Here is a 25,630-nt window from a genome sequence, read left to right on the forward strand (position 1 = left end):
GGGGGCATACGACCGTCGAGCGGGCCCGCGTCGCGCACCGCCCGGACGATCCGGGCACAGGTCACCGGGTCCATGTCGACCGGCCGGTACCGCGGGCCGAGCGAGCCTCACGGCCCCCGCCCCGGGCTCCCCGGGCACCTCGTCCTCGGTCGGCCGCACCGGCGGGCGGGCCACCTCCACCAGGGCCGCGAGCAACGACGGACTCCCGCCGGTGGCCGCGTGGACGGCCGGGACGAGGGGTGGCCGGTCGGGATGCCCAGGGTCTCCGCGACCGGCCGGGTCGTGACCGGCGCCGACAGCCCCGCGCCGAGCCCCCGACCCGAGGCAACGCACTTTCCCCCGCCGCGCGCCGGATGAAATCCGCGTGCCCCACCCGTCCGCGCCGGGGCAGAATCCCCGCATGGCGGACATGGGTGCGTTTCGGGATGCGGTCACGGGCTGGGCGGCAGGTGGCTCCGCGGAGTCGGCGGCGGAGTCGGCCCGGGAACTGGAAGTGCGGACGGCGGTGCTGCTGGAGGGCCCGAGCGACGTCGCGGCCGTCGAAACGCTCGCCGCTCGCCGTGGCCGCGACCTGGCCTCCGAGGGGGTGTGCGTCCTGGCGATGGGCGGCGCGATGAGCATCGGCCGCTACGCCGACCTCCTGGGACCGCCGGGCTTGGGCCTACGCCTGGTCGGACTGTGCGACGAGGCCGAAAAGCCCTTCTACGACCGCGGCTTCGACCGGGCACACGCGTCTCGCGCAGGGCTGTTCGTGTGTACCGCCGACCTCGAGGACGAACTCGTCCGTGCCCTCGGCGTGCCGCGGATCGAGGAGATCGTCCGCACCGAGGGCGACCTCCGAGCCTGGCAGACCTTCGTACGCCAACCCGCCCAACAAGACCGACTCCCCGCGCAGCGCATGCGCCGCTTCCTCGGCACCAGGAAGGGCCGCAAAATCCGCTACGCCCACCTCCTGACCGACGCCCTGACCCCCACCCGGGTGCCCGCCCCCCTCACCGCCCTCCTGGCAAGCCTGTAACCCCCGACGGCCGGTCGCCCGACGCCCGTGCGCGAAAGGACGACCGACGGCGGCGGGGTCGTCGAGCAATCGGGTGCGGCCCCGCCACGCGCGGACCGAAGCGGAGCGCCGCCCTCAGCCCGAGCCGTGCGTACCGATCATCAGCCCGGCAAGGTCCTCGGGAGCCAGGAACGACGGCGGGGGAGGAGGGCCCCAGGCGAACAGGCTCCTCGCCCCTTCCAAGACCTCCGGCGTCCACGACGCGTCGTCGACGATGCAATCCATGTCGGAGTAGTACTCGGTGAAATTGCCCGCCGGATCCTTCAGATACCAAAAGAAGTTGGACCCGGCGAGATGCCGCCCCAACCCCCACACGTGCCGCTCGGGATGATCCTCCAGCATCGCCGCCGCCCCGCGCCCGATTTCGTCGATGTCGTCGACCAGCCAGGACGAGTGATGCAGGAAGGCCACGGGCGCGGCCAGGACCAGGACGTTGTGGTGGTCCGTGGAACACCGCAGGAACGCCCCGCTCCCCTTGATGTAGTCGGACGCCGAAAAACCGAGCCCGTCGCGGAAGAAGGCGGTCGTCGCCTCGAAGTCCGGGCTGCCCACGACGGCATGCCCGAGCCTGCGCGGCCGCACCCGCCCGGTACGCACGATCCCCGGCGCCCGCGCACCGACCCGCTCGACCCGGCCGGGACCGTTGTAGGCGGTGCCCGATACCGAACCCTCCACCAGACGCGGCACTACCTCCAGGACGGCACGGACGCCGGTGGCCGCGTCGTACGCGGTCAGCGTGTCCCCGTCGAGCCGCCCGACGACCCCGAGCCGCCGCAACCGCGAGGCCGCCGCGGCCACATCGTCGGGGGAGTCGGCGCCGACCCGCACCTCCACGAGCCGGCGCGTCGCGGCGGGTACGACCCGCAACTGGCGCCCCACGTCCCGAGCGGCGAACCAGCCGTCGCCCTCGGGCACGAGTCCGAACTCGCCGTAATAGGCGGCCGTCTCGGCCACGTTGGGGACCCCCATCGTGATGGACATCAGACGATGCAGCGCCACGGCAAACCCCTCACCACGCAGAAACCCGTCGTCACCAAATCCCCTCGGCCCCTCCGAATCAACCGTCATCCGACGCCCGGCTTCCGGCACCGAAGTCGGAGGCCGCATGGTCGAACGACCCGCCGAACGCGACGACACCTCCCTGCCACGGCCCACGGGCACGGCGGTTTCGCCCCGCACGACCCGCGGCGGACCGCGATTGTCACCGACGCACAGTACGGTCGCGCCATGGCAAGCAACATCAGTCTGACCCTGGATTGCACGGACGCGAAACTGCTCGGCGACTTCTGGAAAACGGCACTGGGTTACGTCGACGAGCCGCCGCCCGCTCCCTTCGAAACCCGCGAGGAGTGGCACGCGAGTTTCAACCTGCCGGCGGACGACTCGGTGGACGACGTGGCCTGGCTCTGCGATCCCGAAGGCGTCGGGCCCCGGCTCTCCATCCTCAAGGTTCCCGAGCCCAAGACGGTGAAGAACCGGCTCCACATCGACCTGCGCGTGCCGGGACACGGCGACGCCGACGAGCGGTGGGCGCGGATCGAGGCGGAGGCCGAACGGCTGGTGAAGGCGGGCGCGGCCATCCTGGAGGAGTACGGCGGGCACCACATGGTGATGGCCGACCCGGAGGGCAACGAGTTCTGCGTCGCCGCCACCCGGCCCGAGAGCTGACAAACCGCCCCCGGGTCCCCTCCGCTCGGCACCCATCTCGACGACACGCTGCCACCGGCCAAGCCTTCGCGGCAGCCGAGCGGAGAGGGACACGATCGACCACCCCGGAGGTGTCGAGCGGGCACCGGCGCGAACTCGGCGATGGGTTCCGGCTTCGGCATCCCGTGGTGGCCGCCGGCCACTTCGTGCACCGTGACCGCGCCGGCGACGCAGGGGTCCCACGCGCTCTTCGGCCCATGCGGCCCATGCCCGGAGCGCGTGGCCGCGAAGAGCACAAGATCCCCGCCGTACCGCTCGTTCGCGCCGATGGCGGCGATCGTATCCGCGTCGAGCGGGAGCCGCGTCCGGACGGCCGGCAACGCCACCTGTTCTCCCGCCTGTTCGGCCAGGACGGCAATGGTGTGCGCGACGATGCCGCCGAACCACCAGCCTCCCGTAACGCCGCCGCCGACCGGGGGACTTCGAGGGGGCCTCGATCCGCAGGACGAACGTGATGTTGTAGGCGAGCCGAAATCCGGGCACGAAACGGCGCGTCCCACCCGTCGGCCGCAGCACGGGGTCAGCCGCGCGGAACCTCCGACGCGACGCGCGTCGCGTCGCGGTCCTCGATCGCGGGCCCGCTCACGTGGCGGGCGAACCACCCGAGGAAGGGCCCGAGTTCGGCCGCGGCGTCCAGTACGACATCGACCAGGGAGGCCGAGTGGAGATCCTGCTCGGTCCCGACCATCCGGGCCGCCCGGAGGGACCGGTGACGCAGCAGGCTCGCGCGCGGGTGCGTCGCGTCGTATCCCCGGGGCATGCGCGTCATGAGGTCGCCGTCGGTCGTGTACCCCTGCTCGCCCAGACGCGACAGCGCGTCGGCCAGTCGAGGGCCGCTCTCCTCGTCGGCGACCGCATGGCGAAAGAGCGGAACCCGCCCCGGATCCGGGTAGTACCAGCCACCCGCGACCCGGAAACCGTCCAGGTCCAGACGCAGCGAGATCTCGACGTTGCGGGCGATCCGAATCACCGCCCCTTGGTGCTGCCACCACCACAATTCCTTGCGGAAGCCCCAGACGGAGAAGTTCTCCAGCGCCGGGTTCGCGTCCGCGATGTCGCACAGCAACGCGATCATGGGTCGTCTGACCAGCCGCTCCCGGTCCCCGCGATGGCGCTCCCGCTCGGCGGTCGAAGGTTCCCCCTCGAGCCGCAGGAGTACGTCGAAGGCCTGCTCTGTCCACCCGCCGAACGGCTCCCTCATCGAACAGACCCTACGACAGAACACCGGTCCACCCGGCGTTCGCATGCGCGGCGGGATTGCGCGGCCCGTCGCCCCGGGTTCGATCGAGGACTCTCCCTCGGCCGAACCCGCGCGCCGGCGTGCCATTCCCGCAAAGCTCCCATGCATCTGGGATTTCGCCGCGCGGCGCGGATCCGGAGGATATGGACGTCGCTCCGAATCGAACGGGTCACACCGGAGCACATCACCGAACACGTCCACACCCTCCGAACAAGCCGGGCCGACGCGTGAAGCGACCACGTCCGAGACCCCGGCACGTACCCGAAGAACGGAGTGACACATGCGCATTCGTCACATGGCGGTCGGCACCCTCGTCGGCACCGCAATCGCACTGGGCTCCGCCGCCGCCCCCGCCCAGGCGACTCCCGGCGACTCGGCCCCCGCCTGCGTCACGCGCGACGTGGACCTCAATCCACAGGGCTTCTCCGTACACCTCGAAAACACCTGCGGCAGTGCCGTGCAGGTGCGAATCGTCGTGGAGAACGCCCCCGGCAGCGCATGTATCACACTGGCGGCAGGCTCCACCTCGAGGTGGAACTCCGCAAGAGGCCGATACATCCGCACCGTCCTGTGCTGACACACACCCATGTCACACCACTCCGAGACCCACCCGTGGCCGGTACGCCGCCCCCGGGACGGCCCGCGCCGAACCGGGCACGCGGCCCGTCCGGCAGCGCGGCCCGAATCCCGACGAGCATGCCCGCGCCGTCGAGCCCCGTCCGACCGCCGGCGTCGGGCCCCGGTATCGTCGCGGGGTGAAGGACGACGAGAGCGGCCGGGTGTCCCCGGCGGAGCTGCTGCTCGAGTACACCGACGCGGCGACGGCCGCGCGGGTCCGTGCCCGCCTCGGGCCGTCGGCCGTCGACGCCGACGTCGCAACCGCCGTCCACCACGCCCCGATCGGCGCCGCGGCATCCGGCACGCCGTCGCCCCCGGACGGCGCGGCGGGCCCGGACCCGAGCACTCCGTTGGCGACCTGGCTACGGGACCCCTCCACCCGCGTGGACGGCGCGGTCCTCGACGGACACTCCCGAGACGACTGGGACATGGTGGCCGCCGAGCACCTGCGCGCACCATACCGCGACGAGATCGCCCGCCTGCTGATCGTCCACCCCGACTGCCCGACCGACGCCGCCCTCGTCCTGGCCGCCGAGTCGCCGTTCGACGTCATCACGGCGCGCCAGGGCACCGCGTTCAGTACGGCGCTGGACCGAAGCGTCCTGACCGCCCGTCGACTCGCCCTGGAGGGCAGACCCGCGTGGCGCGCGCTCAGCACCCTGGCACGGCACGCGCGCGCCGTGTACGCCGAGCCCCGCATCGCACCACTCGACCGCCTCCTGGACGAAGCCGCCCGCATGCTCCCGGGCCCCGACCCGGCCGCGTGGGCGTGGTTGGCGCGCCACGCGCCGGACTACCCGGGGACGTTCACCGAGTTGTGCGCGGACGCCGCACGCGCCGCCGGCCCCGACCGGGCCACCCCCGGAGTGCCCCCCGCATGGCCCGACCCGCCGGATGCCGACACCGCCGCCGCCATGTCGCGGCGCTGGGGCCACACGTCCCCGCTCGGACTGCTGGGCCGGCTCCCGCCGAAGGACGCCGCCGCCGTGCTCGCGATGCTGCCGGCCGACGTCTGCGGCGTGTTCAGGCGGGTCAACGAGCCGCTTGCCGGCCACGTCGTCCTCGCGCTGATGCGGGACCCGGAACTCGACGCGCACGCCCTCGTCCGCCACCTGATCCCCGATCCGGACACGGTGGACGCGCTGCTCGCCAGACACGACCGGCACATCAACGCAGCGCTACTGGCCGAGTCGTCGGACGCGGCGACCCTGTACGCGGCCTACGCCGCGACCCGCCGCGACGCGTCACCCCGCGTGCGGCTGACGATACACGCGCGCAGTGGGCTGAACGGGCCGTACCAGGACGGCTGCCTGGAGGCGGTGCACGGGCATCACACCGCGTTGCTGCGCACGGTGCTGCGCCGCCGCGCGGACGACCTCGGCCCGGCGGGCATGCTGCGGGGGCTGCTCAGCCTGTGGGAGGCACAGGGCCGCGGGGCACTGCTCGACCCCCGGCTGCGGTCGACGCTGCGCCGCACGCCCGCCACCCGGCAGGCCCGGCGGTGGGCCCTCGACGCCCCCGACGGCCTGGCCCGATTGCGCGCCGAAACGTTGCGCCACGAGCAGCCGGACGAACTCGTCGCCGCCATCCGCGAACGGCCCGCCCGCGCGGCGCGACACGTGCCGGACTCGTTCTGGCCCGCGGCCGTGGCCGCCGACGAGCACGACCCGCTGCCCCGCGCGGCGCTGGTGCTCCTCGCCCGGCATCGGTCGTGTCCCGCCGAACTGCTCCGTCGGGCCGCGGACGTGGACGCCCGCCTGGCCGTCGAACTGGCCGCCGGCTCGCGCGAGCAGGCGCTCGCGGCACTCGCCGGGCCACTCCCGCCCACATCGCGGCAGGCCCGCCTCGGACTCGGCTGGTTCGCCAACGCCCTCGCCGACGACGTGCTCTCGATCGCGGAGTTCGTCGAACTCGGCCACCCGGCGGAGCGGTTGCTGGAAGCACTGGCGGACCTGTCCGGCGTCCTCCCCGACGGCCACGCCGAAGCCTCGGCCATGATCGCCGAGCACGCGCGGGCGACGGTCGCCGACAACCCGGAGGCGTGGGCGGTGGCCGTGATGCTGCTCCCGGACTTCAGCGGAACGGTGCCGGAACTGCTCACGACGGCAGCGGCCGCCGCATCCGGGTGACCGGCACTCCCGGCCCTCCGGCATCGCGGTGTCACGGCGCCGTGGTCCGCGCCTGTCTCCTCGACCGACGCCGACGCCGACGCCGACGCGGCCGGACCGTCCCCGATGGTCCCGTCCCGGCCCGACGGTGACCTGTTCCGGACCGACGACCGGGGCGACACCCACTGGTCGACCGCCGCGAACGGCACCGAACGGAGCAGACCCCGGATCCCGCCGAGCCGCCGACACGAGGCGCTGCGCGACGGGTCGTTCCGACCGGCGCCCGCCGGCGAACCGCCCGGCCGGGCGCACGACGCTCCCGGCGGGCCCGTCCCCTCGTCGCGTCGGCCCGGTGAGCGCCGGGGGACCGGTTACGTCTCGAGTTCGAGTCTGGCCGGGGTGTACCTGGTCTGTTGTTGGCGATGGGTGCGGGCGAGGTGGTGCTGGAGGCGGATGTGGCGGAACTGGTGGACGGCGCCGGCTTGGCGCAGGACCCCGCGTCGGTAGGCGTCGTCGAGGAAGGCGGCGGTGTCCCAGGGCAGTTTGCCGGTCAGGGGCAGCCAGAACCGGGAGAAGATCACCCACTGCCCCCAGGCGGTGAACAGCAACGCGTACGAGATCGAGCCGGCGAGCCCACTGACGGCTCCGACGGCGAGACCGTCCGGCAGTCCCCACTCCAGCGGTCCGAGGGACGGCCGGAGCAGGTCGGTGATCCCGCGCCCGCCGAGGGCGATCGCGAGGGTGATCGTGGGTGCGAGGACGAGGATCTGCCGGGTTACGGTGGCGCGGTTCGTGGCCAGCAGGCTGACCGGGGCCGACGCGGAGGTGATGTCCAGGGGCGCCTCGAGGATGGCCAGGAGCCCGAAGACCAATCCGCCGCCGAATCCGAAGATCAGGCCGAGGACGAGCATGTGGGTGAGGGTGCTGTCGATCACCGCGCCGTCGGTGAGTCGCCGGCCGTGGTAGAGCCTGTTCTCCAGGGCGGGGACCCAGGCGGACCCGGCGCCCAGCACGAATCCGCCCAGCAGGACGAGCCCGAAGCTTGCGATGAACGTGCGGAGCGGTCTTCCGCCGAGTCTGCCGCCCGTGCCCGGCAGGCGTGGCCGTACCCGGGCCGGTTCGAAGACTCCGCCGCCGAACCCGATCAAGATCGTGTACACCGTTCCGCCGGCGATGCCGGCGATCGGCCCGGCCAGGGTCGCCTTGACGACGATCCGGTCGAACGCCTTGTCGTAGACGAGGAGATCGACGACGCATTCCGCCACGCCGGCGCACAGCGTGCCCAGCACCACGACGATCATGACGCGGGTCGAGCGCCGCACCGATTCCCCGATCTGCCACCAGGCGAGGTCCTGCCGGTCACGGTCGAGTCGGACCGTGTGGTGGGCGAGGTAGCCGAGCCAGCGTTCGGCGTGCTCCGGATCCCAGTTGCGTTCCCGCCGTCGCCGGCCCGCCGCGGCCCGTTCGGGGACGCGGCGCCGGTAGACGGTCGGCACGAAGCCCGCCAACAGGTGTTCCTCGATGGCGTGTTCGGTGGGGAACCGGGTGTCGTCGAGGAGTTCGGCGGGATCGCGGTCGGGGGACTCGCTGTACATCGTGCGGGCGAGGGCCACCATCAACGGGGTGCTCAGGACCGCGGCGAGGTTCACGCTTGCCGCGGTCTTCCCGTGATCCCGCAGGTGCGCGAGGACGAGTTCCCACACCGCGCTCGTGCGGCCGTCGCGGGCGATCGGCCGTGCGGTTCTGGGCAGATAGGCGTCGAGGTCGTCGCGCGTGAGGTCGGTGAGTTCGATGCCGGCGGACCACAGCAGCGGGGCGCGGATCGCCTCGACGGCCTCGGCGTACTCGTCGGCGCGACTGGTCAGGACGAGGGGGCGTGAGGTGTCGTTGAGTGCTTCGAGCGCGGCCTGGCGCAGTCCTTCGGCGATCTCGTCGAAGCCGTCCAGAACGGGGAGTACGAGGTCGGCGTCGACGAGGGCGGTGGCGAGCGTCGCTCCGCCCGGGGCCCTGCGGTTCAGGTGCGGATGGTCGCGCACGAGTCGATCGATCAGCCAGTCCCGCAGGGCGACGGCCGTCGGGTCCCAGGATCCGAGACCGAGGATCACCGGCACCCGGTCGTGCGGGGTCGGGCTCTTCAAGCAGTCCAGGACGAACCTGATCGCCAGGATCGACTTGCCCGAACCGGCCCGACCCAGCACCACCAGGCGCTCGGAGGGGATGCGCCGGTAGATCTCGGCGACGCTTCGCAGATCACCGCTCAGATCCATCGCGGGCGACGTCGCTCCGGGTGAGAGGCGCTGGACGTTCTCCGCGTGGTCGGTCAGGTGCGCGGGCGCCCGGTGCCACCGCACCGGCAGCGGAAACGGATCGTGGACCCGGCGGTGCTCCTCCTCGCGCCGGAGGCGGCGCCCGACCTCCCGGGCCAACTCGGCGACGGCCGCCGCGAGTACGCCGTCGACCGGCGGCCCGCCGCGGCCGGGCGCGGAAGGCGCCGCGACGGGCGACGCGGGGGCGGCGTCGATCGGTTCCGGCGCACGGGCGATCCGCTCGGGTGTGCCCGGGGCCGGTTCGGGTGGGGGAGGATCCGACGCGGTGCGCGTCCTCGCGAGTGTGGTCTCGAGCAGTCGACGATCCTCGGGGCCGACGTTCAGGGCGTCCGCCAACAGGTGCAGGGTCTTCAGCCGATGGTCGCTGGATGTGCCGGTCTCGAGCCTGCGAATGGTGCGGACACTCACCCCGGATCGCTCCGCCGTCTGCTCCTGCGTCAGTCCCGACTGGGTTCGTAATCGGCGCAGCAGCGCGCTGAGTTCGTCCGTCAATGCGACACCCCTCCACCACCGAGCGCGGTCGTTCGCGAGCCTACCGTGACGACCGGCCATATGTGACCGGTTCCGTGGCCTGTCCCCTGAGCAGCGCGAACGCCAGGATCGGCAGTGCCCGACGGGCCGCGCCGACACCGCCGGCCGCCCACCGAGGATTCCCGAAAACCGCAACTCCCGTACGGGAGCGCGCCGAACCCGAACCCGAGCACATCCGGCCGGCTCACCGATGCCGACGACGGACGAGGAGGCGACATGGCGTACCGCTACTGGTGCGGCGAGTGCGGTTTCAAGACGCCCTGGCTCACCGAGTCCGAGGGTCGGGAGCGACAGATCGAGCACTACACCCGCCGCCACCCCGGAATCCCCCCGGGTGGCCAGGTGGAGAGCAGCGCCAAGAGCCCCGACGGCATGAGCTGCGCCCAAGTGGTGGGGATCTTCCTGCTGTTGCTGTTTCTCCTGGCCGTGTTCAGCCGATAGGGGGGTCCTCGGTGGTTCGCGTCGGTACCTGTGTCCGGGCCCGCGGCCGTGCCCGCGCCCGCCCATCGATCGGCAGGCGGTCGATCTGCGACGGCTGCCACCACCACGGCTGCCGGCCCTCCGTACGCGCCGACCGCGTCACCGGCCTCGAAACCTCGTTCGCCGGCACGAGCCGACCCCCGATCGTGGGCCGGCCCGCCACCCGCCCACCGGCGAGGGCCGCATGAACGCAGGGCGCGTCCATCGACATTCCGCGATTCCTCGCGTCGGGACCGACGGCGGTTTCGACGGCGGTGCCGATCCCGAGGAGGCGGCCGCGCGGGTGCTGGCCGGACGCTACGAACTGGTGCGGTTCGTGGGCCGAGGCGGGATGGGGGAGGTGTGGGAGGGCCGAGACCGGGCGATCGGGCGACGGGTCGCGGTCAAGCTCCTCGCGTACGAACAGGACGACACCGCGGACGCGGCGCTGTTCCTCCGGGAGGCACGCACCGCCGGCGCCCTGCACCACGGCGGCGTGGTCGCCGTGTTCGACCTGGGGCAGGACGATGCCGACGGGTCGCCGTTCCTGGTCCTGGAGTTCGTCGACGGCCGGGATCTGGCATCGGTGCTGCGCGACGGCGGCGTGCCGCCGCTGCGCGTGGTGGTGGACTGGGCGGCCCAGGCGGCCGTGGCGTTGGCCCACGCGCACGACGCGGGGGTGGTGCACCGGGATCTGAAGCCGGCGAACCTGATGGTGACCGACGGCGGCGTGGTCAAGATCCTGGACTTCGGGATCGCGCGGTTCATGGGATCCGCGGAGCGCTCCGGCAACGTCATGGGCACCCTCGCGTACATGTCGCCCGAACGCTTCGACGAACAGCCCGGCGACGCCCGATCCGACCTGTACTCGTTCGGCTGCGTCCTGTACGAACTCCTCACCGGTCGTGTCCCGTTCGACCGGGGCAACCCGATCGAGATGATGAACGCGCACCTGCGCCGCACGCCCACCCGTCTCGTCGACCTGCAACTCGGCGTGCCCGCGGCCCTCGAAGAGCTCGTCCTCGAACTCCTCGCCAAGGACCCCGGTGACCGGCCCGCCGGTGCCGACGACGTGCACCGGCGCCTGCGGGCCCTCACCGTTTCCCGCGAGGACGCACCGCCGCCCCCGAAGTTCGGGCGCCGCCGGTCCCCGAGGCCCGCCACCGGTACGGCGACGGCCCGCACCGCGGGCGGCATCACCGCTGTGCTCAACCCCGCCGACCAACCCGCCACACCGCGCCCGCGCCCGGCCGCCGGCGATCAGGCCACCCCGTTTCCGTCGGTGACCGCGCCCACCATCACGAAGAAGCCGTGGGCCTTCCACGTCGGGACACCCGTCTCCTCGCCGCCGGTGGTGGCGGGCGGGGTGGTGTACGTCGGCAGTGACGACGGTTATGTGTACGCGATCGACGCCACCACGGGCACGAAGAAATGGGTCTTCCCCACGGGGAACCACATCGGGTCGTCGCCGGTGGTGGTGGGCGGCGTGGTGTATCTCGGCAGTGACGACGGCTACGTGTACGCGATCGATGCCACCACGGGCACGAAGAAGTGGGTCTTCCCCACGGGGAACCGGGTCACGTCGTCGCCGGTGGTGGTGGGCGGGGTGGTGTACGTCGGCAGCACGGACAAGAACGTGTACGCGATCGACGCCACCGCGGGCACGAAGAAGTGGGTCTTCGCCACCGGGAACCACATCGGGTCGTCGCCGGTGGTGGTGGGCGGCGTGGTGTACCTGGGCAGTGACGACGGCTACGTGTACGCGATCGACGCCGCCACGGGCACCGGCCCGGTCTAGCCGTATGGCCCACGGAGGTTGACGACGGATCGCACGGCGGGAGTCGTCCGGTTCGGGTCTTCGTGTGCCCGATGACGTCGGACGGTTCGCGACCGGACCCGTGCGTGGGTCTCAGGTGTCTCGTGCGCCCAGGAAGCGGGCGAGCAGGAGCCGCAACATCGGGGCCTGGTCCAGCGGCGCGAAGTCCGGGTCGGTGGCGACCCGGGCGAAGAGGCCGTCGATCTGGGCGGCCACCCACGTCGCGGCCCCGTCCGGGTCGAGGGCGTCGTCGATCCGGCCGGCCGCGGCGGCCCGGCGCAGCAGGTCGGCGATGCCGGCGCGCAGTCGGCGGTCGTTGTCGGCGACCAGGGTGCCGATGCCCTCGTCGCGCCGGGCCTCGGCGGCGGTGTCGAGGGTCAGGCCGGCGTACGCGGGGTCGGCCGCCAGGCGCACCACCGCGTCGATCAGGTCGAACAGCGCGGCCAACGGGTCCTCGGCGTCCGCCAGGTCGGCGAGGTAGGCCGCGGTGTCGGCCCCCTCCTGCTCGATCAACGCGACGATGATCGCGTGTTTGCTCGGGAAGTAGTGGAAGACGTTGCCGGGACTCATGCCGGCGCGGGCGCAGATGTCCGCCGTCCGGGTCCCGTGGAAGCCCTTGTCGGCGAAGCAGAGCGCGGCGGCCTGCATGATCTGGCGGCGTTTGGCGGCGTGCTTGGCGGGATCGACTGTGCGCATGGCCTGCTCACCTTACCGGGCGGCCCGGACGGTTTGATGTGACGGGCGGGTCTGGATTAATAATAGACCGACGCGTCGATCAATCAATTGGCGCTCCCGTCCCAGAGGAGGCACGTACATGACCGACTCACCACGACCCGGCCTGCCGTCGACCAGCCGCCGAGGATTCCTCCAAGCAGTGGGCGCCGTGGGCGGCGCCGGCGCGGCGCTCACCGCGATGGGCGCGCTCGGGCTGGCGCCGACGTCGGCGAGCGCCGCGACGCCGCCCTTTCGCGCCCCGCGCGCGTCCGACTTCAGCCTTACCGGCCGCAGGCCCGTGCGGGTGGCGGTGGTCGGCGCCGGCGTGGCCGGCCTGACCGCGGCGTACGAGTTGCGCAAGGCCGGCCACGACGTGACCGTGCTGGACGCCCGTCCGCGGATCGGCGGACGCAGTCTCACCCTGCGCGGCGGCGACACCCTGACCGACACGAACGGCGTGACCCAGCGGGCGGGTTTCGCGCCGGGCCAGTACCTCAACGCCGGGCCGGCGATGCTGCCGCAGTGGTCGGTCAGCACGCACTACTGCCGCGAGTTGAACGTGCCGCTGGAGGTGTTCTCGATCTCGAACGCGAACACGTTCGTGTTCGACCCGAGCCGGCCCGGCCGGACGCGGCTGCTGACCGCACGGGCGGACGCGTACGGTGTGGTCGCCGAGTTGCTGGCCAAGGTGACGAACCAGGGTGCGCTCGACGGCCGGTTGTCGGCGGCCGACAAGGAACGTCTGCTGGGGTTCCTCACGACGATGGGCGATCTCGGCGCCGACGGGGTCCACCGGGGCGACCCGCGCCGGCGGGGGTTCGCGGTGCAACCCGGCGCCGCGGGCTCGCCGGGCGAACCGCTGCCCCCGAAGGGCTCGCTGGACCGGGTCTTCTCCGAGCAACTCTCGCGACACTGGTACCTGGACGCCGGCTTCGACATGGCCTCGACCCTGCTGCAGCCGGTCGGCGGCATGGACCGCATCGTCGAGGCGCTGGCGGACGCGATCGGTCGGGCCCGCATACGGTGCGGCATCGAGGTCACCTCCCTCGCCGACGGCCCGCAGGGAACACGGGTGTCGTATCGCGGCTCCGCGACCGGCGTGCTCGACACCGACTACTGCATCGTGACCACGCCCCCGCTCGTGGCCGCGCGCATCGCCGGACTGTCGACCGAGGTGACCGGCCTGTTGGGCGGCTTCATGGCGGAGTTCCCCGGCAAGATCGGGCTGGAGTACCGCAGTCGATGGTGGGAGGACGACCACGCCGTCTACGGCGGCCTCACGTCGTACGGCGCGGACGGGTCGTTGTGGTACCCGTCCCACGATCCCCACGGCGAACGCGGCGTGATGGTCGCCTACTTCGAACGGGCCGAGACGACGATCCAGTCGTGGTCGCCCGCCAGGCGGGCGGCCGAGGCGGTCAACCGCAACGAGCGGGTGCACGGCGCGAAAGCCCGTACCGAGCTCGCGAGTTCGATCTCGGTGATGTGGGGGCTCGAACGGTTCGTCGAGGGCGGCTGGCAGGCGGCCGACCAGGAGAACAACGGCACCGTCAACACCCCGCGGTTCCGACCGCTCACCGATCCGACCGGACGGGTCTTCTTCGCCGGCGACTGGCTGAGCAACATGCTCGGCTGGCAGCACGGCTCGATGGTGTCGGCACGCCGGGCGGCCGAGAAGGTCCACGCGCGAGCCCTGGCCACGCCCTGATTCCCGCGGCACAGGGCGCGACGGCGCCCCGTCCACGTCCACCTCGAGGCTGATCCGCTTCCACTCCGTCCGACGGACGGCGCCGGCGAAGCGTGACGTTATGTTAGACCGATCAGTCGATCTACTATTGGTCCGCCCTTCGGGCGGGCCGAGTCCGCGCCTCGATCGAGGCGCGGACTCCGACCCTGGAGAACCCAATGAGCACATCCCGTCACTCCCGCGGCGCCGCCGGCTCGCGTCCACCGTCGGGCGAGGACGCGCCGTACGCCGCCGTCGCAGCGAACCTCATGAAGGTCTACGGCGAAGGGGAGACCGAGGTTCGTGCCCTCGACGACGTGTCCGTCGGCTTCCGCGCCGGTGAGTTCACCGCGATCATGGGCCCCTCGGGGTCGGGCAAGTCGACCCTGATGCACTGCATGGCGGGTCTGGACAAGATCTCCTCGGGCTCGGTGCGCCTGGGCGACGTCGAACTCGCGTCCCTCGACGACAACGGGCTCACCCACCTGCGGCGCGACCGACTCGGCTTCATCTTCCAGGCGTTCAACCTCCTCCCGACGCTGACCGCGCTGGAGAACGTCACCCTGCCGCTGGACATCGCCGGACGCCGCGTCGACCCCACGTGGTTGGACACGGTCATCAAGACCGTGGGCCTGGGCAACCGCCTCGACCACCGCCCCGCGCAACTGTCCGGCGGACAGCAGCAACGGGTCGCCTGCGCCCGCGCCCTCGCCGGACGACCCGAGATCGTCTTCGCGGACGAACCCACCGGCAACCTCGACTCGCACTCGGGCACCGAAGTCCTCCGCTTCCTGCGCGCGTCGGTGACCGAGTTCGGCCAGACCATCGTGATGGTCACCCACGACGCGGTCGCCGCCTCGTACGCCGACCGCGTCCTGTTCCTCGCCGACGGTCGCATCGTCGACGACATGGCCGAGCCCACCGCCGACCGGGTGCTGGAGCGCATGCGCCGCTTCAACCGGAAACCGGGCGAATCCGCCACCGCCCTCTCCGCCCTCCCCCTCTGAAGGACGCGACCTTGCTTCGCACATCCCTGCGCAACCTCGTCGCCTACAAGGTGCGCCTGGCCCTCACCGCGCTCGCCGTCGTCTTCGGCGTCGCGTTCGTGGCCGCCGTCCTGGTCTTCGGCGACACCCTCAAGGCGGCCATGACCGACGCCGCACTGCGCGAGCACCGCGGCATCTCGGTCGACGTCCGCGCGACCAAGCACTCCGTCGACCACCTCCAGACCCCACCCCTGAGCGAAGCCCTCGTCGGCAAACTCCGCGCGCTCCCCGGCGCCGCCTCGGTCACCGGCCACGTCACCGGCTTCACCGCCGTGGTCGACCGCGACGGCAGACTCGTCGGCAAAAAATCGAAGGCGACCGGCGCCAACGCACTGCCCGGCCCCGACGGCAAGGACCCCAGGTACACCCTGACCGCCGGACGCCTGCCCGCCAAGGCGGGCGAGGTCGCGCTCGACACCAGGACCGCCAAGGCCGCGAAGTACAAGGTCGGCGACCGGATCCGGATCGTCGCGCGCGGCCCCGTCCTCGACCGCAGCGTCGTCGGCGTCTTCACCACCGACAGCGCCGCCGTCGAGGCCGGCGGATCGCTCACCCTCCTCGACACCGCCACCGCCCAGGAGCTCTACCTGGAACCCGGCGTCTACAGCGAACTGCGTCTGCACGCACGACCCGGCACCTCGCAGGAGCAACTCCGCGCCGCCGCGGCCCCGCTGATCCCCAAGGGCGCGGAAGCCCTCACCGGCGACGCGCTGCGCCGGGACGACCGCAACAAGGTGGACAAGGAGATCGCGTCACTGCGCACCCTGCTCCTGGTCTTCGCCGGCATCGCCCTGTTCGTCGGCAGCTTCATCATCGCCAACACCTTCTCCATGCTCGTCGCCCAACGCACCCGCGAACTCGCCCTGCTGCGCGCCATCGGCGCCACCCGCACACAGGTCACCCGCTCCGTGATGTGCGAGGCGCTCGCGGTCGGCGTCGTCGCCGGCCTCGGCGGCTTCGCCATCGGCATCGCACTCGCCGTCGGCCTGCGCGCGATCCTCGACACCGTCGGCGCCGACCTCACCCCGGGACCGACCGTCGTCGCGCCCACGACCGCCCTGCTCAGCCTGGCCGTCGGCATCGGCGTCACCCTCCTCGCCGCGTGGCTGCCGGTGCGCCGGGCCGCCGAGATCCCGCCCGTCGCGGCACTGCGCACGAACCTGCCACCCACCACGTCGAGCCTGCGCCGGCGCGGCATCGCCGGCGCGATCACGATGCTGCTCGGCGGCGCCGTGCTCCTCACGGGCATCAAGGGCTCGGCCACCGGCGACACCAAGGTGTTCACCGTGATGGGCGGCGCGGGCATCCTCCTGGTCGGCGTCATCGTGCTCACCCCGCTCGTCTCCGGCCCCGTGATCCGCGTGTTCGGCGCGCTGCTCGGGCGCGTGTACCCCGTCGAGGGTCGGCTCGCGTACCGGAACGCCGCCCGCAACCCGCGCCGTACCGCCGCCACCGCGGCCGCCCTGATGATCGGGATGGTGCTGGTCACCTCGCTGACCGTCTTCAGCACCTCGCTCAAGCACCTCGTCGACCGCACCCTCTCCAAGGGCATCACCGCCGAATTCGTGCTCAGCTCGTCGGCGGAAGGGCAGGCACTGGCACCGGAGATCGCCGCCACCGTCGCCAAGGTGCCCGGTGTCACCGCGGTCAGTCCCGTTCGCACGGCACGGGCGACCGTCGACGGCAAGGAATTCGACCTCACCGCGGTCGACCCCGCGAGCGCGTTCTCCGTGCTCGCGACCACGTTCACCCAGGGCGGCCCCCAGTCGCTGCCGACCGGGCTGCTGGTGTCCAAGCAGACCGCCGACGACCGCGCGTGGCGGGTCGGGACGTCCGTCGCGGTCACCTTCCCCGACGGACAACGGACCCACCTGCCCATCGGCGGAATCTACGACCGGGCCCCGCTGCTCGGCGCCCTCACCGTCTCGCTCGGGACGCTGGCACCGCACATCGACGTCGTCGGCGACGACTTCCTCCTCGCCAAGGTCGCGCCCCGGCACGGGGACGGCATGCGCGACGCGCTCCGCAAGGCGGTCGGCAACAGCCCCGCGATCAACGTGCAGACGTCGAAGGAGGTCCGCAAGGACTTCAACAAACTCTTCGACATCATGCTCGACATCGTCTACGGCCTGCTGTCGATGGCGATCGTCATTGCCGTGCTCGGCGTCGTCAACACCCTCGCGATGTCCGTGTTCGAACGCACCCGCGAGATCGGCATGATGCGTGCCATCGGCCTCGACCGACGCCGCACCCGACGGGTGATCCGCCTGGAATCCCTGATCATCTCGCTCTTCGGCGGCCTGCTGGGCGTCGTCCTCGGCCTGATCGCCGGCGTCGGCGGCACCAAGGGCATGGCCCGCTCCACCAAGGACCTCACCGTGGTGATCCCCTGGGACAGGGTGCTGATCTTCCTGATCCTCGCCGCGATCGTCGGCGTCCTCGCCGCGGCGTGGCCCGCACGGCGCGCCGCGAAACTCGACGTCCTCACCGCCCTGCGCACCGACTAGACACGACACCCGCGCCCCGACCGCACGATCCGCGCGGTCGGGGCCGTCTCCACACGGCAATTCGAGTCGGAAACGGAAAGTGATGATCATGGACTGGGAAGTTCTGGCAGACCTGGCGTCGGACCTGTTCGACGGCACGAACACCGTGACACAGGCTGCCGACACCACCGCAGTGCCCGGGGAAGCCCCCGTATGGACGACCTCCGCCCGCGCCCGCCAGGAGTGGAGCAACGGACGCCTGGCGCTCACCACCCACCGGCTGATCTACGCCAAGGACGGCAGGCCGACCACGGTGGTGCCCCTGGCGGGTATCACCGACGTCCGGGTCACCAGGTCCCGGCTCACCGGGAACGTACTCAGGATCACCGGCGTCGGCGGCGCGCACAGTTGGGAGAACGTCGGCGAAGCCGACACCTTCGCCGCGAGGCTGCGCGAGGCCGTCACCGCCGCGGACGTGCGGCACGCGGTCGAGGCGGCGACGCTCGCCCGCTCGCCGGGTGGATCCGCGATGCTCGACGAACTCGAACGCCTCGCCCTCCTGCACCGCCATGGTGCGCTGACGGACGAGGAGTTCAGCCAGGCCAAGAAGCGGCTCGTCGGCGGCTGAAGGCACAGGATCCGTACCTCGTCACCACGGGCGGCTGTCCACCCGGGTGACACGGGATGCGCGATGCCCTCCCGGCCGGCTTCCTGGAAGGAGACGGAAACCGGTGGATTCCACGAGCGGACGCCGCACGGCGGCGTCCGCCGCCCGAATCGAGGAAGGTGAGTGCCGTGCACGCTGGCGACAACCCGGGAACGGGGTCGCACGACGACGACCCGGCGGCGGCGCGCGAGCCGAGCGGCGGTGCGGACCCGGCGCGACCGCCGGAGTTCGCGCCCTACCGCCATCCGGCGGCGGGTTGGGGCGCGGCGAAGAGCGTGACGGAGCTCCTGGTGCGTGAGCGGGCGCTGCTGGACGGCCCCCGGGCGATCAAGCGGATGAACCACGAGAACGGCGGCTTCGACTGCCCGGGGTGCGCGTGGCCGGACGACACCAAGGGCCTGCACCTGGACATCTGCGAGAACGGCATCAAACACGTCACCTGGGAGATGACCCGCAAGCGGGTGGACCGGGACTTCTTCGCGCGGCACACCGTCACCGAACTGGCGCGGTGGAGCGACCACGCACTGGAGAGCCGGGGCCGGCTCACCGAACCCATGGTGTACGACGCGGAGTCGGACCGGTACGTGCCGATCGGCTGGCAGCAGGCGTTCGACCTGTTCGGCGAGACGGTGCGCGCCCTGGACGACCCGAACCGGGCCGCCTACTACACCTCCGGGCGGCTCGGCAACGAGGCGACGTTCCTGTACCAACTGATGGCCCGCGAGCTGGGCACCAACAACCTGCCCGACTGCTCGAACATGTGCCACGAAGCCTCCGGGCGGGCCCTGCGGGCCGCGCTGGGCACCGGAAAGGGTACGGCCGACCTGAAGGACTGGGACAGCGCCGACGCGCTGTTCATCCTGGGCGTCAACGCGGCCTCCAACGCGCCCCGAATGCTCACCGCGCTGGCCGACGCCCACCGGCGCGGCGCACAGATCGTGCACGTCAACCCCCTGGTGGAGGCGGCCGCGACCCGAACCATCGTGCCGCACGAGTTCACCGACATGGCGCTGTTCAAAGCCACCGCGACCAGCACCCTCAACCTGCAGGTCCGCATCGGCGGCGACATGGCGCTGCTGCGCGGCATCGCCAAGGCCGTCCTGGAACAGTCCGCGCACGACCCGAAGGCGCTGGACGAGCAGTTCATCGAACGACACACCACCGGCTTCGCCGCCTACCGCGAGCTGTGCGAGCGCACGCCGTGGGAGGAACTGGAACGACAGAGCGGCCTGAGCCGCGAGCAGATCCTGCACGCCGCCCGGATCTACCGGGAGGCCGACCGGTCGATCTTCTCCTGGTGCCTGGGCATCACCCAGCACGAGCACGGGGTCGACACCGTCCGCGAGATCGTCGACGTCCTGCTGCTGCGCGGCAACCTGGGCCGCGAGGGCGCGGGCCCCTCGCCGGTGCGCGGGCACTCCAACGTGCAGGGCAACCGCACCTGCGGCATCGACCACCGGCCCGCACCGGAATTCCTCGACCGCCTCTCGGACGTCTGCGGAATCGACGCGCCGCGCGAACCCGGCAAGGACACGGTGGCGACCATCGAGGCGATGGCCCGAGGCGAGGTGCGGGTGTTCGTCGGCATGGGCGGCAACTTCGCGCTCGCCGCACCCGACACCACCTACACGTGCGAGGCGCTGCGCCGATGCGAGCTGACGGTGCACGTGTCCACCAAGCTGAACCGCAGCCACCTCGTGCACGGCCGCCGAGCACTGATCCTGCCCTGCCTGGGCCGCACCGAGCAGGACCGCCGGCGCGGCGGCCTCCAGGCCACCTCGGTGGAGGACTCGATGAGCATGGTCCACCTGTCGGTCGGCATGAAGAGGAGACCCGCCTCCCCGCACCTGCTCTCCGAGCCCGCCATCATCGCCGGCCTGGCCCGGGCCGCGCTGCCCGACAGCGGCACACCGTGGGAGTGGTACGTCGAGGACTACGACCGGATCCGCGACACGATGGCGAAGGTGCTCGACGGCTTCGAGGACTTCAACCGGCGGGTCCGCCTGCCGCTGGGTTTCCGGATCAAGCAGCCCGCCCGCGAACTCGTGTTCCTCACCCCGTCCGGGAAGGCCGAGTTCTCCGCGGCACCACTCCCGGACGTGCTGCCCGCTCCCGGCACCCTGGTACTGGGCACGATGCGCTCGCACGACCAGTGGAACACCACCATCTACTCCGACAACGACCGCTACCGGGGCGTCAAGAACCTGCGCACGCTGGTCTTCCTCAACCCCGACGACATGCGCGAACGCGGCCTCGCCGGGTTCGACCCCGTCGACATCACCGCCACCGCCCGCGACGGCTCCACCCGCTCCCTGCACGGCTACCTCGCCATCCCCTACGACCTGCCCCGAGGCTGCGCGGCCGGCTACATGCCGGAGATGAACGTGCTGTGCGCGATCGGCGACCACTCCACCCAGAGCGACCAGCCGATCATGAAACACCTCGACATCACGGTGACCCCCACACCCACGGCCCACACGCGTACGCCGACGGTCGAGTGACGGTCGCGGGCCGACGGGCGGGCGTTCCACGAGGACGTCGCCGTCCACGTCCCGGGGCCGCATGGTCTCCCCGACTCGACTGAATGTCCGGACATTCAAAGGACTTTCGCCGGGATCCCTTGTCCCCGGAGGGCCGTATGCCTAGCTTTATATGTCCGTACATTACGAGCGACGGGGGCGTACTGTGACCACACGGCACCGGCACCGCATCGTCATCGTGGGGGGCGGCAGCGCCGGCATCTCGGTGGCGGCACGTCTGGTCCGCGCCGGTGTGCCCGACATCGCGGTCGTCGATCCGGCGTCGGACCACTACTACCAGCCGCTGTGGACGCTCGTCGGCGGCGGCCGCGCACCGATCGAGGAGAGCAGGCGGCCCCAGCGGTCCGTGATGCCGGCGCGGGTGCGATGGATCCGCCGCGGCGCGGTCGCCGTCGACCCGGAGGCGCGGGAGGTGACGCTCGACGACGGATCGATCGTGGGGTACGCGTACCTGGTCGTGTGCGCCGGCATCCAGCTCGACTGGCAACGGATCCCGGGGCTTGAGGAAACCCTCGGCCGGGACGGGGTCTCGAGCAACTACCTGGCCGAACTCGCCCCGCTGACCTGGCGGTTCATCCGCGCGACCAAGTCCGGTTCGGCGGTTTTCTCGATGCCGTCCGGCCCGATCAAGTGCGCGGGAGCCCCACAGAAGATCGCCTACCTCGCCGCCGACCACTGGCGCGCGCGGGGCCGTCTCCGCGACATCGACGTGCACCTCGTGCTCCCCACGCCGACCATGTTCGGTGTCCCGGAGTTCTCCCGCGTCCTCGACGACGTCGTCGCCCGGTACGGGATCAACGTGCACTTCGGCAGCGAGGTCGCCCGGGTCCGCTCCGACCGCAAGTGCGTCGTGATCCGGGACAACGCCACCGGGGTCGAGAGCGAACTCCCCTGCGACATGGCCCATGTGGTGCCCCCGCAGAGCGCGCCCGACTGGATCAAGAAGAGCGCGTTGGCGGATCCCGAGGACCCCGCGGGCTACGTCGACGTCGACAGGCACACCATGCGACACACGCGCTATCCCGACGTCTTCGCGCTCGGCGACGTGGGTTCCACCCCGAATTCCAAGACCGGCGCGGCCGTGCGCAAGCAGGCACCGGTCGTCGTGCGAAACCTCGTCGCGACCATGAACGCGTCGCCCGTGCGGGCGCGTTACGAGGGTTACTCCTCGTGCCCGCTGACCACGGCCCGGCGCAAGGTGTTGCTCGCGGAATTCGACTACTCGAAGAAGCCGACGCCGTCGATCCCCCTCATCGACACGGTTCGCGAGCGCACGGACATGTGGCACCTGAAGCGTCGCGGGCTGCCCTTCCTCTACTGGAACCTGATGCTCCGCGGCCGGGCCTGAGCCCCGAGCCGCCTCCCACCGCCGTCCGGCGTCGGCGCGCCGCCGCCCGGAGGCGGGTGGCCCCGCACGTCCGCCGACACCGCCAAGGGGCGCCTCGATGCGACGGATCGACCGGATGTTCTTCAAGCAGTACTACCTGGATTGCCTGTCCCATGCCTCGTATCTCGTCGGCGACCGGGGCACCGGTCGCGCGGTCGTCGTGGACCCGCGACGGGACGTGGCGGAGTACCTCGCCGATGCGGACCACCACGGACTGACCATCGAGCGCGTGATCGAGACGCACGTGCACGCCGACTTCCTCTCCGGCCACCTGGAACTCGCCGCGCGCACGGGTGCGCGAATCTCCTACGGGTCGCCGGTCTCGGTCGAGTTCGAGGTGGACCTCCTGGAGGACGGCCGCAGGATCTCCCTCGGCGACGTCGAGTTGGAGGTGTTGCACACCCCCGGCCACACCCCCGAGTCGATCTGCGTCGTCGTTCGCGCCGCGGCGGGCGACGCGGTGCCCTTCGGTGTGCTCACCGGGGACACCCTGTTCGTCGGGGACGTCGGGCGCCCCGACCTGCTCGGCGCGAACGGGTGGTCGGCCACCGACCTGGCCCGCGCGCTGTTCCGATCGACCCGCAGGCTCCTGGACCTGCCGGACCCGACGGGGGTGTATCCCGCCCACGGCGCCGGGTCGGCGTGCGGCAAGAACCTTTCCTCCAAGACCAGTTGCACCATCGGCGAACAGCGCGTCTCGAACTACGCGCTGGCCCCCCTCGCCGAGGACGAGTTCGTGCGTGTGGTCTGCGCGGGGCAATCCGCCGCACCGACCTACTTCGCGAGGGTCGCGGCTCGCAACCGCGAACACCGCCCGCTCCTCGACGAGGCCGAGCCCGTCCCGCTACTGGCGGCCGCGGACTTCCTGAGCGCCCGCGCCGCCGGATGCGTCGTGCTGGACACCCGGGACCCGGACGAATTCGCCGACGCCCATGTCGTCGGGTCCCTGAACGTCGCCCTCGCCGGCAGGTTCGCCGGCCTCGCGGGAGGGATACTCGACGCCGACGCCTGCCTGCTGCTCGTTTCGGCCCCGGGGACGGAGATCGAGGCGCGCAACCGCCTCGCCCGCGTCGGTTTCGACAACGTGGTGGCCGGCCTGGGTTCGAGCCCGGCCGAGATCCCGGAGCGGGCGCGGGCCCGGGCGCACCGGCTCACCCCGGAGGAGGTCGCGGCGCTCGGCCGGGAAACCCTGCTCGTCGACGTCCGGGACCTCGGCGAGATCCGGGAACACGGCACGATCGCGGGATCGACGCACATCGCGCTGTCGCGACTCCCGGCCCGGATCGACGAGTTGAGCCCGACCCGGGACACGGTGATCTTCTGCGCCGGCGGGACCCGCTCCTCGGTGGCCGCCTCCACGCTCCGGGCCCGCGGATTCACGAGGGTCGCGGACCTACGGGGCGGCTTCGCCGCGTGGCGGGCCCGGTACCCGGCCGACCGACCGACGCGCGCGGACGACGACTCCCACGCCGGACACGCACCGGGGGAGTGAGCCGCCCGGGGGAGAGGATTCCCCTCGGGCCGACCACGCGGCAAGGCGACACGATCGTTTTCGGCTTGCCCGCCCCGCGCCGGCGATCGTACAGTCGTGCCGACCCAAGCCCGGTCCACGCACCCAGGGGACGGCAAGTGACAGTGCAGGGCGCCGGGCCCACACCGCTCGACCGCACCAGCCGGGTCCCGCTGTGGGCCCAACTGCGGGAGGACCTGCGCCGCCGACTCGCGGCGAACGAGTTCGGCGAGGCGTTCCCCGGCGAGCACGCCCTGGTCGCCGAGTACGACGTCAGTCGCCACACCGTCCGCGAGGCGTTGCGCAAGCTCCGCAGCGAGGGACACGTCATCGCCGGACGCGGCAGGGTGTCCAGACCCGCCGCCCCCATCGAACAGCACATCGGCAACGCCTACAGCCTCTTCGACGCGGTCGAGCGGATCGGTTCGGTCCAACGCAGCACGGTCCGGGTCCTGGACCGGCGAGCCGACGGCGTCGCGGCCGCCCGGCTCGGGCTCGAGGAGTCCACGCCGCTCGTCCACGTGGAACGACTGCGCCTGGCCGACGAGGAACCGCTAGCGGTCGACCGGGTATGGCTGCCCGCGGATCTGGCATCCCCGCTGCTGAAGGCCGACTTCACGCACACGGGCCTGTACGCGGAACTCGCGCGACACTGCGGGATCCGCGTCATGGGCGGGTGGGAGCGCATTCGGGCCCTGGTACCCAACCCCGCCGAACACCGATTGCTCGCGTGCCCGAAGGGCACGGCCGTCTTCGCGATCGACCGCGCGGGAAGCTGGCAGGGCCGGATCGTGGAGTGGCGCCAAACCCTGGTCCGCGCAGACCGCTTCTGCGTCACCGCCGACTTCTCCGACCGCGACGGCTACCACCTCGCAGGCGAAGAACACCGCACCGGAGCCCGGCACCGACCCGCGTGACCCACGCCGGGAACGCCCCCACGAGAGCCCGCCGTCCTCGGACACCGGGAACCTGCCACCGATCGCACACCGACGAAGTCCTGGGTGCCCGACACCGGGAACCCGACGGCCGACTCGAGGCCGTCTCGTCCGGCGCCGGACACTAGCTGTCGGTCCCGGTCTCGAGTCCACCCACGATCAGGCCGGTCAGCGCGTCGACCACATCATCCACCGAGGCCCGCCCGCGGTTGAGTTCGGTGGCGAGTGCCTCGGCCGCTCCCAGCACGGCGGCACAGCGCAGCCGAAGGGCGTCGGGCTCGAGATCCGTGTACGGCCGCAGCGCGGCGGTCATCAGGTCCGCGTGGTTGTCGGCCGTCTCCTGTCCGCCCGCCTCCATGTCCGGATTGCCCTTGAGCGCCGCGGAAACGGCGTTGAGCTCCGGCATGTCGGTGGCGCAGGCGAAGTACGCGGTGCCGATGACGCGGGCGACCTCCTCGGCGGCGGGCGCGGCGTCGCGCAGTGCCCGGGTGACCGAGGCCCGGTGGCGTTCGTCGAGTCGCCGGTGGAGCGCGAGCAGCAGGCCGGGGCGGGTGCCGAAGTGGTCGTACACGATGGGCCTGCTGACGCCCGCGGCCTCGGCGAGGGTGACCAGCGTGAGTCCGTCGGCGCCCCGGGCGCGCACGATCGCCATGGCGGTGTCGAGCAACTGCTCCCGTCTGGCGGGCTTGGACAGGCGGGTCGGTGTGGTCGCCATGGTCCTCCCTTGCTGTGGCCTCCCAGACTATGTTACAAAGC

General features: G+C 71.9%; 19 protein-coding genes. 14 read left to right on the top strand and 5 right to left on the bottom strand.

What is annotated here, in order from left to right; genetic code table 11:
- Nucleotides 1-400 precede the first annotated feature (400 nt).
- On the top strand, nucleotides 401-1,018 hold the full coding sequence (locus EMA17_RS43000) for a TOPRIM nucleotidyl transferase/hydrolase domain-containing protein (protein WP_126642676.1): 618 nt from the start codon (nucleotides 401-403) through the stop codon (nucleotides 1,016-1,018).
- A 114-nt stretch (nucleotides 1,019-1,132) separates the two neighbouring features.
- On the opposite strand, the gene EMA17_RS43005 is transcribed toward EMA17_RS43000, so the two are convergent.
- A complete protein-coding gene (locus EMA17_RS43005) occupies nucleotides 1,133-2,056 on the bottom strand; it encodes a VOC family protein (RefSeq protein ID WP_126642677.1) in 924 nt (307 codons plus the stop codon).
- 228 nt (nucleotides 2,057-2,284) lie between these two features.
- Between EMA17_RS43005 and EMA17_RS43010 the strand changes: the two genes are divergently transcribed.
- The gene (locus tag EMA17_RS43010; protein WP_126642678.1) at nucleotides 2,285-2,725 is read left to right on the top strand and encodes a VOC family protein; all 441 of its coding nucleotides are present in this window, start codon (nucleotides 2,285-2,287) and stop codon (nucleotides 2,723-2,725) included.
- A gap of 559 nt (nucleotides 2,726-3,284) precedes the next feature.
- Here the strand turns inward: EMA17_RS43010 and EMA17_RS43015 are convergent.
- Nucleotides 3,285-3,965 carry a DUF2461 family protein gene (locus tag EMA17_RS43015; RefSeq protein ID WP_126642679.1) on the bottom strand — a complete coding sequence of 227 codons (681 nt, stop codon included), beginning with the start codon at nucleotides 3,963-3,965 and terminating at the stop codon, nucleotides 3,285-3,287.
- 319 nt (nucleotides 3,966-4,284) lie between these two features.
- On the opposite strand from EMA17_RS43015, the gene EMA17_RS43020 reads away from it, so the two are divergent.
- The gene (locus tag EMA17_RS43020; protein WP_126642680.1) at nucleotides 4,285-4,581 is read left to right on the top strand and encodes an alpha-amylase inhibitor; all 297 of its coding nucleotides are present in this window, start codon (nucleotides 4,285-4,287) and stop codon (nucleotides 4,579-4,581) included.
- Nucleotides 4,582-4,759: 178 nt separating this feature from the next.
- Nucleotides 4,760-6,751 carry a hypothetical protein gene (locus EMA17_RS43025; protein WP_126642681.1) on the top strand — a complete coding sequence of 664 codons (1,992 nt, stop codon included), beginning with the start codon at nucleotides 4,760-4,762 and terminating at the stop codon, nucleotides 6,749-6,751.
- 350 nt (nucleotides 6,752-7,101) lie between these two features.
- Here EMA17_RS43025 and EMA17_RS43030 read toward each other — a convergent pair whose 3' ends face one another.
- Entirely contained in the window at nucleotides 7,102-9,549 is a 2,448-nt protein-coding gene (locus EMA17_RS43030) for a helix-turn-helix domain-containing protein (protein WP_246127265.1), read from the bottom strand.
- A 255-nt stretch (nucleotides 9,550-9,804) separates the two neighbouring features.
- Between EMA17_RS43030 and EMA17_RS43035 the strand changes: the two genes are divergently transcribed.
- Both EMA17_RS43035 and EMA17_RS43040 read left to right on the top strand, forming a co-directional pair.
- Nucleotides 9,805-10,029, top strand: a complete 225-nt coding sequence (locus EMA17_RS43035) for a hypothetical protein (protein WP_126642683.1) — start codon at nucleotides 9,805-9,807, stop codon at nucleotides 10,027-10,029.
- Between the two features lie 223 nt (nucleotides 10,030-10,252).
- The gene (locus tag EMA17_RS43040) at nucleotides 10,253-11,845 is read left to right on the top strand and encodes a serine/threonine-protein kinase (protein ID WP_126642684.1); all 1,593 of its coding nucleotides are present in this window, start codon (nucleotides 10,253-10,255) and stop codon (nucleotides 11,843-11,845) included.
- Nucleotides 11,846-11,956: 111 nt separating this feature from the next.
- On the opposite strand, the gene EMA17_RS43045 is transcribed toward EMA17_RS43040, so the two are convergent.
- Nucleotides 11,957-12,559 (bottom strand): TetR/AcrR family transcriptional regulator, encoded by a 603-nt coding sequence (locus EMA17_RS43045; protein ID WP_126642685.1) that lies wholly within the window; start codon nucleotides 12,557-12,559, stop codon nucleotides 11,957-11,959.
- A 118-nt stretch (nucleotides 12,560-12,677) separates the two neighbouring features.
- Here EMA17_RS43045 and EMA17_RS43050 point away from each other — a divergent pair, with 118 nt between their 5' ends.
- The 8 genes from EMA17_RS43050 to EMA17_RS43085 all read left to right on the top strand — a co-directional run bounded on the left by EMA17_RS43050 (nucleotide 12,678) and on the right by EMA17_RS43085 (nucleotide 24,856).
- Complete coding sequence (locus EMA17_RS43050; protein WP_281290610.1) at nucleotides 12,678-14,285, top strand: flavin monoamine oxidase family protein; 1,608 nt, start codon at nucleotides 12,678-12,680, stop codon at nucleotides 14,283-14,285.
- Between the two features lie 287 nt (nucleotides 14,286-14,572).
- Nucleotides 14,573-15,310 carry an ABC transporter ATP-binding protein gene (locus tag EMA17_RS43055; RefSeq protein WP_126642735.1) on the top strand — a complete coding sequence of 246 codons (738 nt, stop codon included), beginning with the start codon at nucleotides 14,573-14,575 and terminating at the stop codon, nucleotides 15,308-15,310.
- 11 nt (nucleotides 15,311-15,321) lie between these two features.
- Nucleotides 15,322-17,856 (top strand): ABC transporter permease, encoded by a 2,535-nt coding sequence (locus tag EMA17_RS43060; protein WP_160161772.1) that lies wholly within the window; start codon nucleotides 15,322-15,324, stop codon nucleotides 17,854-17,856.
- A gap of 88 nt (nucleotides 17,857-17,944) precedes the next feature.
- Nucleotides 17,945-18,463 (top strand): SHOCT domain-containing protein, encoded by a 519-nt coding sequence (locus EMA17_RS53535; protein ID WP_160161773.1) that lies wholly within the window; start codon nucleotides 17,945-17,947, stop codon nucleotides 18,461-18,463.
- A 158-nt stretch (nucleotides 18,464-18,621) separates the two neighbouring features.
- Nucleotides 18,622-21,003, top strand: coding sequence for an FdhF/YdeP family oxidoreductase (locus tag EMA17_RS43070; protein WP_371863132.1), 2,382 nt, complete (start codon nucleotides 18,622-18,624; stop codon nucleotides 21,001-21,003).
- Nucleotides 21,004-21,154: 151 nt separating this feature from the next.
- Nucleotides 21,155-22,390: an NAD(P)/FAD-dependent oxidoreductase gene (locus EMA17_RS43075; protein ID WP_126642689.1), complete on the top strand. Its 1,236-nt coding sequence runs from the start codon at nucleotides 21,155-21,157 to the stop codon at nucleotides 22,388-22,390.
- A 97-nt stretch (nucleotides 22,391-22,487) separates the two neighbouring features.
- Nucleotides 22,488-23,921: an MBL fold metallo-hydrolase gene (locus EMA17_RS43080; RefSeq protein WP_246127267.1), complete on the top strand. Its 1,434-nt coding sequence runs from the start codon at nucleotides 22,488-22,490 to the stop codon at nucleotides 23,919-23,921.
- A 137-nt stretch (nucleotides 23,922-24,058) separates the two neighbouring features.
- Entirely contained in the window at nucleotides 24,059-24,856 is a 798-nt protein-coding gene (locus EMA17_RS43085) for a GntR family transcriptional regulator (protein ID WP_218043245.1), read from the top strand.
- Between the two features lie 142 nt (nucleotides 24,857-24,998).
- Here the strand turns inward: EMA17_RS43085 and EMA17_RS43090 are convergent, their stop codons facing one another.
- Nucleotides 24,999-25,589 carry a TetR/AcrR family transcriptional regulator gene (locus tag EMA17_RS43090; protein ID WP_126642690.1) on the bottom strand — a complete coding sequence of 197 codons (591 nt, stop codon included), beginning with the start codon at nucleotides 25,587-25,589 and terminating at the stop codon, nucleotides 24,999-25,001.
- Nucleotides 25,590-25,630: the final 41 nt, after the last annotated feature.

It is taken from the genome of Embleya hyalina (assembly GCF_003967355.1).
Lineage (GTDB): Bacteria > Actinomycetota > Actinomycetes > Streptomycetales > Streptomycetaceae > Embleya > Embleya hyalina.

What these genes read in the sequence shown, in the direction of transcription:
- EMA17_RS43000 (WP_126642676.1), top strand. Translation starts at nt 401, where the DNA reads ATGGCGGACATGGGTGCGTTTCGGGATGCGGTCACGGGCTGGGCGGCA.
- EMA17_RS43010 (WP_126642678.1), top strand. Translation starts at nt 2,285, where the DNA reads ATGGCAAGCAACATCAGTCTGACCCTGGATTGCACGGACGCGAAACTG.
- EMA17_RS43015 (WP_126642679.1), bottom strand. Translation starts at nt 3,965, where the DNA reads ATGAGGGAGCCGTTCGGCGGGTGGACAGAGCAGGCCTTCGACGTACTC.
- EMA17_RS43020 (WP_126642680.1), top strand. Translation starts at nt 4,285, where the DNA reads ATGCGCATTCGTCACATGGCGGTCGGCACCCTCGTCGGCACCGCAATC.
- EMA17_RS43035 (WP_126642683.1), top strand. Translation starts at nt 9,805, where the DNA reads ATGGCGTACCGCTACTGGTGCGGCGAGTGCGGTTTCAAGACGCCCTGG.
- EMA17_RS43040 (WP_126642684.1), top strand. Translation starts at nt 10,253, where the DNA reads ATGAACGCAGGGCGCGTCCATCGACATTCCGCGATTCCTCGCGTCGGG.
- EMA17_RS43045 (WP_126642685.1), bottom strand. Translation starts at nt 12,559, where the DNA reads ATGCGCACAGTCGATCCCGCCAAGCACGCCGCCAAACGCCGCCAGATC.
- EMA17_RS43050 (WP_281290610.1), top strand. Translation starts at nt 12,678, where the DNA reads ATGACCGACTCACCACGACCCGGCCTGCCGTCGACCAGCCGCCGAGGA.
- EMA17_RS43055 (WP_126642735.1), top strand. Translation starts at nt 14,573, where the DNA reads ATGAAGGTCTACGGCGAAGGGGAGACCGAGGTTCGTGCCCTCGACGAC.
- EMA17_RS53535 (WP_160161773.1), top strand. Translation starts at nt 17,945, where the DNA reads ATGGACTGGGAAGTTCTGGCAGACCTGGCGTCGGACCTGTTCGACGGC.
- EMA17_RS43075 (WP_126642689.1), top strand. Translation starts at nt 21,155, where the DNA reads ATGTCCGTACATTACGAGCGACGGGGGCGTACTGTGACCACACGGCAC.
- EMA17_RS43080 (WP_246127267.1), top strand. Translation starts at nt 22,488, where the DNA reads ATGCGACGGATCGACCGGATGTTCTTCAAGCAGTACTACCTGGATTGC.
- EMA17_RS43090 (WP_126642690.1), bottom strand. Translation starts at nt 25,589, where the DNA reads ATGGCGACCACACCGACCCGCCTGTCCAAGCCCGCCAGACGGGAGCAG.